Origin of the sequence: Citrobacter sp. CFNIH10 (genome assembly GCF_002934585.1) — a bacterium.
GTDB classification, from domain to species: domain Bacteria; phylum Pseudomonadota; class Gammaproteobacteria; order Enterobacterales; family Enterobacteriaceae; genus Citrobacter_A; species Citrobacter_A amalonaticus.
In genome coordinates this window covers 1079533-1092280 of sequence record NZ_CP026216.1, presented here as the reverse complement: position 1 = coordinate 1092280, position 12748 = coordinate 1079533, and the positions used below count along the sequence as shown (strand labels likewise).

The 12748-nt window shown below is 55.5% G+C and carries 12 protein-coding genes; 4 read left to right on the top strand and 8 right to left on the bottom strand.

Features of this window, described 5'->3' with window-relative positions; genetic code table 11:
* The first annotated feature begins 218 nt into the window (after positions 1–218).
* Positions 219–929, top strand: coding sequence for a DUF3053 domain-containing protein (locus C2U53_RS08680; RefSeq protein ID WP_042998569.1), 711 nt, complete (start codon positions 219–221; stop codon positions 927–929).
* Between the two features lie 42 nt (positions 930–971).
* Here the strand turns inward: C2U53_RS08680 and ghrB are convergent, their stop codons facing one another.
* From ghrB to C2U53_RS08650, 6 genes are all read right to left on the bottom strand, one after another.
* Positions 972–1946: a glyoxylate/hydroxypyruvate reductase GhrB gene (ghrB, locus tag C2U53_RS08675; protein ID WP_042998568.1), complete on the bottom strand. Its 975-nt coding sequence runs from the start codon at positions 1944–1946 to the stop codon at positions 972–974.
* 22 nt (positions 1947–1968) lie between these two features.
* The gene (locus tag C2U53_RS08670; protein WP_104445805.1) at positions 1969–3249 is read right to left on the bottom strand and encodes an MFS transporter; all 1281 of its coding nucleotides are present in this window, start codon (positions 3247–3249) and stop codon (positions 1969–1971) included.
* Between the two features lie 67 nt (positions 3250–3316).
* On the bottom strand, positions 3317–4255 hold the full coding sequence (locus tag C2U53_RS08665) for a sugar kinase (RefSeq protein WP_042998566.1): 939 nt from the start codon (positions 4253–4255) through the stop codon (positions 3317–3319).
* A 3-nt stretch (positions 4256–4258) separates the two neighbouring features.
* Positions 4259–5008 (bottom strand): sugar phosphate isomerase/epimerase, encoded by a 750-nt coding sequence (locus tag C2U53_RS08660; RefSeq protein ID WP_104445804.1) that lies wholly within the window; start codon positions 5006–5008, stop codon positions 4259–4261.
* Positions 5009–5108: 100 nt separating this feature from the next.
* Positions 5109–6125, bottom strand: a complete 1017-nt coding sequence (locus C2U53_RS08655; protein WP_042998564.1) for a LacI family DNA-binding transcriptional regulator — start codon at positions 6123–6125, stop codon at positions 5109–5111.
* Positions 6126–6247: 122 nt separating this feature from the next.
* Entirely contained in the window at positions 6248–6910 is a 663-nt protein-coding gene (locus C2U53_RS08650) for an OmpA family lipoprotein (protein WP_042998563.1), read from the bottom strand.
* Between the two features lie 154 nt (positions 6911–7064).
* Between C2U53_RS08650 and C2U53_RS08645 the strand changes: the two genes are divergently transcribed.
* Complete coding sequence (locus C2U53_RS08645; protein WP_104445803.1) at positions 7065–9389, top strand: molybdopterin guanine dinucleotide-containing S/N-oxide reductase; 2325 nt, start codon at positions 7065–7067, stop codon at positions 9387–9389.
* Here the strand turns inward: C2U53_RS08645 and C2U53_RS08640 are convergent.
* Positions 9367–9798 (bottom strand): N-acetyltransferase, encoded by a 432-nt coding sequence (locus C2U53_RS08640; protein ID WP_042998562.1) that lies wholly within the window; start codon positions 9796–9798, stop codon positions 9367–9369. The two genes, C2U53_RS08645 and C2U53_RS08640, sit on opposite strands and share 23 nt — an antisense overlap.
* Positions 9779–10357 (bottom strand): DNA-3-methyladenine glycosylase I, encoded by a 579-nt coding sequence (tag, locus tag C2U53_RS08635; RefSeq protein WP_104445802.1) that lies wholly within the window; start codon positions 10355–10357, stop codon positions 9779–9781. Before tag ends, C2U53_RS08640 begins: the two co-directional genes overlap by 20 nt.
* A gap of 156 nt (positions 10358–10513) precedes the next feature.
* Between tag and C2U53_RS08630 the strand changes: the two genes are divergently transcribed.
* Both C2U53_RS08630 and C2U53_RS08625 read left to right on the top strand, forming a co-directional pair.
* The gene (locus tag C2U53_RS08630; protein WP_061069349.1) at positions 10514–11215 is read left to right on the top strand and encodes an autotransporter outer membrane beta-barrel domain-containing protein; all 702 of its coding nucleotides are present in this window, start codon (positions 10514–10516) and stop codon (positions 11213–11215) included.
* Between the two features lie 231 nt (positions 11216–11446).
* Positions 11447–12649, top strand: coding sequence for an MFS transporter (locus C2U53_RS08625; RefSeq protein ID WP_044253750.1), 1203 nt, complete (start codon positions 11447–11449; stop codon positions 12647–12649).
* The last annotated feature ends 99 nt before the right edge of the window (positions 12650–12748 follow it).

The window sequence follows — 12748 nt, the reverse complement described above, 5'->3', positions numbered from 1 at the left end:
CATAGAAATACTTCTTGTTAATGCCCTCAGGACAGAGGTGGTAAATGTGATGTGTTTAACAATAAAATAACAATTTGGTCATCGCTATTTCGCCAGACGAATTTCCGCCACAAGATTACGCGGAAGGGGTATCCTGCGAGCCTGACCTGGACTATCCTTGTAAGCCGTAAGGCACGCGTATTGCGCAGTGCGCATTTTTGGGTGAAAGGAGTATTAAAATGGCGACAGGTAAGTCCTGCTCTCGCTGGTTTGCGCCTCTTGCGGCGTTGTTAATGGTAGTTAGCCTGAGTGGGTGTTTTGATAAAGAAGGCGATCAGCGTAAAGCGTTTGTCGATTTTCTACAGAATACGGTGATGCGTAGCGGCGAGCGTCTACCCACCCTGACCGCCGATCAGAAAAAACAGTTCGGTCCGTTTGTTTCTGATTACGCGATTTTGTATGGCTACTCACAGCAGGTGAACCAGGCGATGGATTCCGCGTTGCGTCCGGTTGTTGATAGCGTTAATGCCATCCGTGTGCCACAGGATTATGTGACGCAACGTGGGCCGCTGCGTGACCTGAACGGTTCTCTCGGCGTATTGGGTCAGCAGTTGCAGAATGCGAAACTGCAGGCCGATGCGGCGCATGGCGCACTGAAACAGGCCGATGACCTGAAGCCGGTGTTTGACCAGGTGTATAAGAAAGTGGTGACGACGCCCGCAGACGCGTTGCAGCCGCTGATCCCGGCCGCGCAGATCTTCACTCAGCAACTGGTCCAGGTGGGTGATTTTGTCGCGCAGCAGGATACGCAGGTGAGTTTTGTGGCGAATGGTATTCAGTTCCCGACTTCGCAGCAGGCAAGTCAGTACAACGCATTGATTGGGCCGCTGGCCTCGCAGCATCAGGCATTTAACCAGGCCTGGACTGCGGCGGTTAACGCTATTCAGTGATGAAGCTGCCGGGCAGGCGATAGCGCCTCCCGGCTGTTTTTGTTACCCCGCAACCTGCGGGTTCACGCAGTTCTTCTCGACCTTTCCTTGCAGCGCATCAATCAGATTATCTACCGCGCAGGCCGCCATGTTATAGCGCGTTTCGTGGGTGGCTGAACCAATGTGTGGTACCGCCACAACGTTACTCAGCGACAACAACGGTGAATCAACCGGTAGTGGCTCTTGCTCAAACACATCCAGACCGGCAGCGTGTATTTCGCCCTGTTGCAGTGCGGCAATCAGCGCGTTTTCATCGACCACCGGACCACGTCCGGCATTAATGAAGATGGCAGAGGATTTCATTTTAGCGAACTGCTCTGCGCCAAACAGATGATGCGTCTCGTCGGTCAGCGGCAGGATCAGGCAGACAAAGTCTGATTCCTGCAACAGCGTATTGAGGTCACAGTAGCGAGCGTTGAAGCGCTCTTCCGCTTCCTGATGGTGGCGGCGGGCGTTGTAGAGAATCGGCATGTTGAAGCCGAAGTGGGCGCGCTGTGCCAGCGCAAGACCAATGCGTCCCATCCCGACAATCCCCAGCGTTTTGTGGTGCACATCAATACCAAACCAGTCAGGACCAATGCTGGAGGTCCATTCGCCGACCTTCACGCGCTCGGCCACTTCCACAACGCGGCGAGCGGTCGATAGCACCAGTGCCATGATCGTATCGGCAACGGTTTCCGTCAGCACGGTGGGCGTATGCATCAGCAGTACCTTACGTGCGTTCAGCGCATCCACATCGAAATTGTCATACCCCACGGAGATCGTTGAGGTTGCGCGGAGCGTCGGCATTTTCTCCAGCAGCGCGGTATCGACGGTTTGGCTGGAGCCCAGCAGACCTTCAGCACTGGCAAAGGCTTGCGCGTGTTGTTCAACCGTCTGCGGGCTCAGGTCCGGCACCTGGGTGACGGTGAAATGTTCTTCCAGGCGATGCAGTAAATCGTCAGGTAACGCTTTGTAGAGAATAATGGACGGCTTCATATGACTCTCCATGAGTGAAAGTTTACGCGTGGCGTGCGCCAATCGGGACGTGCTGATTATTAGCAGGCTTAACAATTAAAGTTAGCCATACTGAGGCGAAAAGCGCCACCCCCATAAAAATGTACGAGGCGGACGGGCTGCCGGTGGCGCCGTTGAGGTAACCGACAAACCACGAGCCGAGGAACGAGCCCAGCGCGCCCATACTGTTGATTAGCGCCATTGCGCCACCGGCAACGTTGCGCGGCAACATCTCCGGAATGATGGCGAAAAACGGGCCATACGGGGCGTACATCGCCGCACCGGCAATCACCAGCAGGGTATAAGAGGCCCAGAAGTTATTCGCGCCGACGGCCCAGGAACCGATAAAAGCGCACGCGGCAATCAGCAGCAGAGGCCAGACGAACAGCTTACGGTTCTGTAATTTATCCGAGGCCCAGGAGGCGATAATCATCGCCACGGTGGCTGCCAGATACGGGACAGAAGAGAGCCAGCCCACTTCGACCATTCCCAGATTCGCGCCGCCTTCGCGGATGATTGATGGCAGCCACAGCACGAAGCCGTAGACGCCAATACTCCAGGTGAAATATTGCATGCATAACAGGATCACATTACGGGAGCGGAACGCTTCGCCGTAGTTGCGTACAGCCTTAATCCCCTGCTGCTCTTGTTCGAGTTGCGTTTGCAACGCCGTTTTTTCTGACTCGGTCAGCCAACCGACCTGCGCCGGTTTGTCTTTCACCAGCACCCACCAGCAGAAGGCCCACAGAATGGCGGGAACCCCTTCGATGATGAACATCTCACGCCAGCCGAGCGCCTGGATCAGGTAACCAGACACCACTGACATCCACAGGACCGTCACCGGGTTACCGAGGATCAGGAAGGTGTTTGCTCGCGAACGCTCCGACTTCGTAAACCAGTTACTGATGTAAATCAGCATCGCTGGCATAACAGCGGCTTCCACTACCCCAAGAATAAAGCGAATAGCGGCCAGCGCCGGGATATTGCTGACCATCCCGGTCAGCGACGCGCAACCGCCCCATAAAATCAGGCAGACAAAAATCAGTTTGCGCACGCTCCGGCGTTCGGCATACACCGCGCCGGGGATCTGAAAGAAGAAATAGCCGAGGAAGAACAGGGCGCCGAGCAGGGATGAGATCCCTTTGGTGATGCCAAGGTCTTCGTTAATGCCCGCGGCGGACGCGAAGCTGAAGTTTGCACGGTCAAGATACGCCAGACTATACGTGATGAACACGATAGGCATGATGTACAACCAGCGTTTTGCTGCATTTGTTGAGTTTGCCATAATCAACCTCTGTTGTTTCTGCCGCCGCTGTCTGTAGGGTACAGGGGGCTGTTATCATTACGTAAGGTTATTCGCCTAACGTTTCACGTGTGGGTAAGCCTTCGCTGTCGCCCTGTACCTGAATGGCCAGTGCGCCAATTTTGTTGCCGCGTGTGACGGCCTGCGACAGCGTACGGCCTTCCAGTAGGGCGCTGATGACGCCGACGGCAAAGCCATCGCCGGCACCGACCGTATCGACCACGTTGTCCACTTTGACCGGGGCAACGCTGCCTTTTTCGCCGTCGGCGGTTTTATACCAGGCGCCGTCTGCGCCTGTTTTCAGCACCACGGCTTTCACGCCGTGACGGAGATAGAAATCCGCAATCCCTTCTGGTGTCTGTTGTCCGGTTAAAATCATCCCTTCCTTCAGGCCCGGTAATACCCAGTCGGCCTGGAATGCGAGACGATTCAGTTTCTCAACCATCTCGGCTTCACTTTTCCACAGCACCGGACGCAGGTTGGGGTCAAATGAGAGTGTCTTGCCCTGGGCTTTCATCGTGCGCGCCGTGTGCGCCAGCAGTTCATAGGAACTGGGGGAAAGTGCCGCAGCGACGCCGCTCAGATGCAGATGACGGGCACTGGAGAAATACGCGTCGTGGTAGTCCGCAACGGACAGATGGCTGGCGGCGGACCCTTTACGGAAATACTCCACAATGGGATCGGTTCCATTTTCAACTTTAGATTTTAACTGAAAGCCGGTTGCGTAGCGCTCATCCAGCGTGACTCCCTGCGCATCAATCCCCTCTTTTTTCAGTGAGTTGAGAACAAAGCGACCAAAGCTGTCGTTACCTACGCGGCTCACCCAGCCGACTTTCAGTCCCAGTCGTGCCAGGCCGGTGGCAACGTTCAGTTCGGCACCGGCAACACGCTTGATAAACTGCTCAACCTCGGCCAGATCGCCGGTCTGCGTTGCTACAAACATCGCCATCGCTTCGCCGATTGTGATGACATCCAGTGAATGCTTCATGCCTTACTCCTTACGTAACAAATCGACGTAGTGGCGGGTAACCGCCGTCAGATCGGCCCCTTCCAGCGGGAATTCAATGCCGCGCGGAACGTCGGTGGGCAACAACTTGAGCAGGTCGAGCCAGCGGGGCTCTGCCTGGTCCGGGGGAACGGCGCGATAGCTGTCGTGGTGCGCGGTGGCGGCTTTAACGTGAACATAACCCACTGACTTTGACAGTTGACGAGCGGCCTCTTCCGGCGAATCGCCTACCCATAGCCAGTTGCCCATATCAAACGTCAGGTGTACAGGCAGCGCATGTTGCTGACAGGCGGCGTTAAAACGTTGCATGGGGGCCAGTTGTCCGCAGGCGGTCTGGTCGTTCTCGACTACCAGCGCCATACCGCTGCTTTCCAGCCAGTCGCGCAGGGTGTCAAATTGTTCTGCGCGGACAAAATGGCCCAGCGAAACCTTCAACCATAGCGCGCGCAGCGTTTTCGCTTCCTGAAGCAGTGACGGCAGTTGTGGATTGAGGCGGCCATCGTCCATGAACAGCGGTTGTGGCGCGGAATAGCAGGCCAGCAGATCGAAGCATTCGATGGCTGACGCCAGTGTGGTCAGGGCGCTGAGCTCAGCATCAGTAAACAGTTCGCGGCGAATTTCGACGCCGTCTGCACCTGCACCGGCAATGATAGGCAGCATCGCGGTTTGTCCACCGGCAGCGCGGACAGTGTCGTGGCCATAGGCAGCGGTGACCACTATCAGTTTTCTTTGCATAGGAACTCCAGAACTCACGCTAATGTGATTACGCTAGATGGAACCGGTTCCAAAGAAAAGCATGATGTGTCGAAATTATGATCACCATCACGAAGGAAAATTAACGGGCAGTGGAGCCGCGAACGATCAGCTCGCCGGAGAAAACCTGTTCATGAATGGCGTCGCTGCCGCCTTCAATTCGACGAACCACTTGTTCGACAGCGGCATAACCAATCTGCCACGTGGGTTGTTTCAGGGTCGTGATCCCGACCCCTGCCAGTTCGGCCCATTCCAGCTCATCGAACCCCAACAGACCAATATCGCTGCCCCAGTTGAGGCCAATGCGCTTCAGTGAACGGGCGACCTGAAGGGTGAGCGCACCGTTAGCGGAAATCACTGCCTTGCGCATCCCGCGATGCTGCTGGTGGAACTGGCGTAAGGTGTTATCGAGTTGCGTATTCTCGGAAAGCGGAACTTCGGCGTTTTCGGCGACAACGCCCGGATAACGTGCCAGTGTTGCCCGAAAGGCGCTCAGACGTTCACGACGGGTATTGACCATCCCCAGCGGTTCGCTGAGAAACAGCAGTGCTTCAAAGCCTTGTTCAATCAGGTGTTCGGTGGCGGTGGTGGCGGCCTGAGTGTTGTCCAGCCCGACGACGTCGCAGGCGAAGTCAGGGATTTTGCGATCGATCAGTACCATCGGCAACGCGGACTGTTGCAGGCGATTCAACCCCTCTTCACGCATCCCCACGGCGTTGACCACAATACCTTCGACCTGATAACTGCGCAGCAGATCGAGATAGTGCAATTCCTGGTTCACCTCGTTATTGGTGTTACAGACCAGCGGCGTAAAGCCTTTCTCGCGACAGGCGGCCTCGATACCGCTTAACACGTGGACGGAATAGGGGTTGGTGATATCGGCAATGATCAGGCCAATCAAACGGGTGCGACCTCGTTTCAGGCCACGAGCCATCAGGCTGGGGCGATAGTCGAGATCGGCAATGGCTTTTTCAATACGCGCCAGCAGGGCATCGGAAAGCAGGTGTTTTTCGCCGTTGAGATAACGTGAAATGCTGGTTTTACCGGTTTTTGCCGCTTTCGCGACATCGCTGATGGTGGGGCGTGTTGATTTGCTCATCGCTGAATTCCTTGCTTTGGGTGAGCATACCTTAGCGCGAAAAGACCCGGCGACGCTACGCTTACCGGGCCTGTTGGTGGGTTTAAAGCCGGGGAAGGCAATGCCGCCACCCGGCACAACCGTTACTGAATCGGACTTAACGTAATTTCGACACGACGGTTCTGGGCTTTCCCTTCCGCCGTGCTGTTGCTGGCGATCGGATTTGCCGGACCCATGCCGCTGGTGCGGATGCGGTTGGCGGCAACGCCCTGGGTGATCAGTGCGCTGGCCACGCTGTCCGCACGCTGCTGTGACAGACGCATGTTCAGATCCTGGCCGCCGGTGCTGTCGGTATACCCGATCACATTGACGGCGGTTTTTTCGTATTCCTTCAGTACCATCGCCACGCCGGTCAACGTGTTGGCACCTGCCGGTTTCAGGGTCGCGCTGCTGCTATCAAAGGTGACGTTATTCGGCATATTCAAAATGATGTTATCGCCACTTCGCGTCACGCTTACGCCGGTTCCCTGCATTTTGTCGCGCAGTTTTGCTTCCTGGACGTCCATGTAATAACCGACGCCGCCGCCGAGCGCTGCCCCTGCCGCGGCACCAATCAGTGCGCCTTTACCGCGATCCTTCTTCGACGAGGAGAGAGCGCCGATACCCGCGCCCACCAGCGATCCAATGCCTGCGCCAATGCCAGATTTACCCGCTTCGCGTTCGCCGGTGTAAGGGTTGGTTGTGCAGCCAGAAACCGCCAGGGCGCCGCTCACGATAGCGGCAATGACTAAAACACGTTTCTTCATCTTAATTCCTTAATGACATTCTTATTTTTTGCCACAGCGACCGTGGCGGTTGATTATGACGTGTGTAGATGAAGAAAATTCCAGGGATCTCTCTGAAATTTGTAAGTAACATTGAACGCCGTAATACATCATCTCATCTGCAGGAGCGCCTGGCTTGACGACGCATTATTCGGTGTTAACCGCCGCCCATTGGGGGCCAATACTTGTCGAAACGGACGGAGAAACAGTGCTCTCCTCCCGGGGGGCGCTGCCCACTTCGCATCCCAATTCGCTGCAAAGCGCGGTTCGCGATCAGGTGCACAGTCAAAGCCGGGTACGCTATCCGATGGTACGAAAAGGGTTTCTGGCTTCGCCGGAACAACCGCAGGGTGTGCGCGGGCAGGATGAGTTTGTGCGTGTGAGCTGGGACGAGGCGCTGGCGTTGATTCATGCGCAGCATAAACGCATTCGCGATACGTATGGCCCCGCCTCCATTTTTGCCGGTTCTTACGGCTGGCGTTCCAACGGTGTTCTGCACAAGTCGGCGACGTTATTACAACGTTATATGGCGCTGGCGGGCGGCTATACCGGACATCTGGGCGACTATTCTACCGGCGCGGCGCAGGCCATCATGCCGTACGTGGTGGGCGGTAGCGAGGTTTACCAGCAGCAAAGCAGCTGGCCGGTGATTCTCGAACACAGCGAGGTGGTGGTGTTATGGAGTGCCAACCCGCTGAATACCCTGAAAATTGCCTGGAATGCGTCGGATGAACAGGGGATCCCTTACTTTGACGCGCTGCGCGAAAGCGGGAAACGGCTGATCTGCATTGATCCCATGCGATCGGAAACCGTTGATTTCTTTGGCGACAAAATGGAATGGATTGCGCCGCACATGGGGACTGACGTGGCGCTGATGCTTGGCATCGCGCATACGCTGGTAGAACATGGCTGGCATGACGAGGCGTTTCTTGCCCGCTGTACCACGGGCTATGAGGTCTTTTCAGACTATCTGTTGGGCGTGAGCGACGGTATTGCCAAAACGGCAGAGTGGGCGGACCCGATTTGCGGCGTTCCGGCGGCGAAAATCCGTGAACTGGCAGAATTGTTCCATAAAAATACCACTATGCTGATGGCCGGTTGGGGCATGCAACGCCAGCAGTTTGGCGAACAAAAGCACTGGATGATTGTCACCCTGTCCGCCATGCTGGGCCAGCCTGGCATACCTGGCGGTGGTTTTGGTCTTTCCTATCACTTTGCTAACGGGGGGAATCCGACCCGCCGTTCTGCGGTGCTGGCGTCAATGCAGGGCAGCCTGCAAGGCGGGACCGACGCGGTGGAGAAAATCCCGGTGGCGCGCATTGTGGAAGCGCTGGAAAACCCCGGCGCGCCGTATCAGCATAACGGGATGAACCGCCACTTCCCGGATATCCGCTTCATCTGGTGGGCGGGTGGGGCGAATTTTACCCATCACCAGGACACCAACCGACTGATTCGCGCCTGGCAAAAACCGGAGCTGGTGGTCATCTCGGAATGCTTCTGGACCGCTGCCGCGAAGCACGCTGATATTGTGTTGCCGGCAACCACTTCCTTTGAGCGTAACGATCTCACCATGACCGGGGATTACAGTAACCAGCATCTGGTGCCCATGAAGCAGGTCGTGCCGCCGCAGTACGAAGCGCGCAATGATTTCGATGTTTTTGCCGCGCTGAGCGAACGCTGGGAAGCGGGCGGTTATCAACGCTTTACCGAAGGGAAGAGCGAACTGGAATGGCTGGAGACGTTTTATACGATTGCCGGGCAGCGCGGGGCCAGCCAGCAGGTGACGCTGCCGCCGTTTGCCGAATTCTGGGAAGCGAATCAACTGATTGAAATGCCGGAAAATCCGGTCAATGCGCAGTTTATCCGCTTTGCGGATTTTCGTCGTGACCCGGACGCGCATCCGCTGAAAACCGACAGCGGTAAGATCGAGATTTACTCACAGCGAATTGCCGGTTACGGCTATGCGGATTGCCCCGGACACCCAATGTGGCTGGAACCGGATGAGTGGCACGGCAACGCCGAACCGGAGCAACTACAGATTGTGTCGGCGCACCCGGCGCATCGTCTGCACAGCCAGCTTAACTACAGTCACCTGCGTGAACGGTATGCGGTGGCAGATCGTGAGCCGGTGACGATTCACCCGCAGGATGCTCAGGCGCGCGGCATCCGTGACGGTGAAGTGGTACGCATCTGGAATCACCGTGGTCAGATCCTTGCAGGCGCCGTGGTCACTGACGGTATCAAACCTGGTGTTATCTGCATTCATGAAGGGGCATGGCCGGACCTTGACCCTGCCGCGGGAGGCATCTGTAAAAACGGCGCGGTGAATGTGCTGACCAAAGACCTGCCCAGTTCGCGTCTGGGGAACGGCTGCGCGGGCAATACCGCGCTGGCGTGGCTGGAGAAATACAGCGGGCCAGCGCTTACGCTTACGGCGTTTACTCCGCCCGCCAGCCCATAATCCAGGTGGGATGCTGGGTATCTTCCTGCCATGCGCTGTCTTCGATACGAAAGCCCAGCGCGTGGTAGAAATTCACCGCGTTCTGGTTTTTTTGGTATACCTCGAGGCTCAGCACGTCAAAACACTGCTGAACATGCTGTACCAGCGCTTTCCCTATCCCGCTACGTAACGCATCCGGGGCGACAAACAACGCCCCTAAAAAACGCCCGTCCATGACGCTCACAAACCCTTTCAGCGCCTCGTCTTCCTCCCAGACCCAGGTTCTGGCGGCGGGCAGGTAAACATCGCGCACCACTGCCTCGCTCTCATGCCAGTAGCGTTCTGCGATAAAAGGATGCGCATAGATGGTGCTTTCCAACCACAACGCCAGCAATGGCGTCATGTCAGCACTATGAAACTCGCGAATCATGTTTATCTCCTGGATGACAGAAACAGCCGGTGATGTGGTCATTGACCAGTCCGCAGGCCTGCATGAAGGAGTAGCAAATAGTGGTGCCGACGAACTTGAATCCCCGTTTTTTTAACGCTTTCGACAGGGCGTCGGAGGCGGGCGTGGAGGTCGGGATTTCGCCCAACGCGGCGGCGCGGGTGATTTGTGGCTGGTTATCCACGAATGACCAGACGAAGTCGGCAAACGGTTCGCCGTTATGCTCCATCGCCAGGTATGCCCGGGCATTGCCGATGATGGCCTGAATTTTCCCCCGATGGCGGATGATCCCGGCATCAAGCAGCAGTCTTTCCACATCGTCTTCCTGCATGGCTGCCACGCGGATGGGATCGAACTGGTGGAAGTTAGTGCGATAATTCTCGCGTTTCTTGAGGACGGTGATCCACGAAAGGCCGGCCTGCTGACCTTCCAGGCAGATCATTTCGAACAGTTTTTTACCGTCGTGCTCGGGTACGCCCCATTCGTTATCATGATAGGCAATATAAAGGGGGTCCTGACTGACCCAACCGCAACGTTCCATACTTCCCTCGCTCTTTGACTTGCCATAAAAATATCGTTCCGGGTGCCTTGACGCTCCCGCGAAAAAGACAATATTTAATACAGGGCTTTCGCCTGTCATCCTTAATTACAATGACAATAATATCGCCGATTTCGGCTCTCTTCTGGAGTCGCATTGATGATGATAAAAAAATGCAGTGGTCGCCGGGAAATTATTCTCCTGGCGAGCGTCGTAGTTTGTTCGCTTTACATCAACACAGCCCGTGCCTGGCAGCAAGAATATATCGTTGATAATACGCCTGGATATACGACTGAACGCTATACATGGGACAGCGATCACCAACCGCGCTATGACGACATTCTGGCGGAACGTATCCGGACGACACAAACTGTGCCGGGTCTGGCGGTGAATCTTGAGCAAGCTTCACCCACGGAGGCCACCAGCGGCATGAGTATGGGCTGGAATTTTCCCGTCTCTGGCGACATCACGACCGGACCGGTGGCGGCATTACATTACGATGGCACCACGCCCGCTATTTATAACGAATTTGGCGATAGCGTGGTCAGCCAGTCGCCCGACCCGTTATGGCATGCCAGCGTCAGTACGCTGGGCTGGCGGGTGAATTCGCAGTTTGGCGATCTGCGACCGTGGGCGCAAATCAGCTATAACCAGCAGTTTGGCGAAAATATCTGGAAGGCGCAGTCGGGACTCAGTCGAATGACGGCGACCACTCAGGACAACAACTGGATGGACGTGACGGTAGGCGCAGATATGCTGCTCAATCAGCACATGGCGGCTTATGCTGCGCTCTCGCAGGCGGAAAATACCGCCAACAGTACCGACTACCTCTACACGATGGGGGTAAGTGCCAGGTTTTAACCTGCAATTTACAATTTAAACGCAGTGATAACAGTGTTTGTGGCGATAGTAGGCACTAACTGACCGGGAAAAAATTCATTCAATGAATTTTTGTCTCGTCATTCATTCCGCATTCCAGGCATTTCATTCCGTTCTGATGGCACTTCATGCCGTTTTTTCCCTGCATAAAATGCATTTCGTTATGGTTGTTGGCAGAGAATTTATCCCTTTTGCTTATGCAGGAAGACTGCCATGAAAACCGCATCGTATCAGCGCACCCGTTGGTTGACCCTTATCGGTACCATCATTACGCAATTCGCCTTAGGTTCTGTGTATACCTGGAGCCTGTTTAATGGCGTGCTTTCAGAAAAACTGGGTGAACCCGTCAGCCAGGTGGCTTTTTCCTTCGGCCTGTTGAGCTTAGGTCTGGCGATCTCCTCTTCTGTCGCCGGGAAGTTACAGGAACGTTTTGGCGTGAAGCGCGTCACCATGGCGTCCGGTATTCTGCTCGGGCTGGGTTTCTTCCTGACCGCGCACTCCAGTAACCTGATGATGCTGTGGCTGAGCGCAGGCGTGCTGGTAGGCCTGGCCGATGGCGCGGGCTATCTGTTAACACTGTCCAACTGCGTGAAGTGGTTCCCGGAGCGTAAAGGGCTAATTTCTGCCTTTGCCATTGGTTCTTATGGTCTGGGAAGCCTGGGTTTCAAATTTATCGACAGCCAACTTCTGGCAACCGTTGGTCTGGAAAACACCTTTGTGATTTGGGGCGCGATTGTGCTGGTGATGATTGTCTTCGGCTCTACGCTAATGAAAGATGCGCCGAATCAGGAGGTCAAAACGCAAAATGGTGTTGTAGAAAACGACTACACCCTGGCACAATCTATGCGTAAACCGCAGTACTGGATGCTGGCGGTGATGTTCCTGACGGCGTGCATGAGCGGACTGTATGTGATTGGCGTGGCGAAAGATATCGCTCAGGGGCTGGCGCATATGGACGTGGCGTCGGCGGCCAATGCGGTGACGGTGATTTCTATTGCTAACCTCTCCGGCCGTCTGGTGCTGGGGATCCTGTCCGATAAAATTGCCCGTATCCGTGTGATCACCATTGGTCAGGTGGTGTCGCTGGTGGGGATGGCCGCTCTGCTGTTTGCGCCGCTGAATGCGCTGACTTTCTTTGCTGCCATTGCCTGCATCGCCTTTAACTTTGGCGGGACGATCACCGTCTTCCCGTCACTGGTCAGCGAGTTCTTCGGTCTGAACAATCTGGCGAAAAATTATGGTGTGATCTATCTCGGCTTTGGGATTGGCAGCATCTGCGGTTCGATTATCGCGTCGCTGTTCGGTGGGTTCTACGTGACCTTCTGTGTCATCTTCGCATTATTGATTCTCTCACTGGCGCTCTCCACCACCATTCGTCAGCCAAAACGCGAGGTGCTGGAAATGGCACACGCCTGATATCCCGTAAGATTTTCTACAGGCCAGCCGATGAGCTGGCCTTTTTTTGTTATATCTGCTGTGAATAGTCTGCTTTCAAACTTGATTTTTTGTAAATAT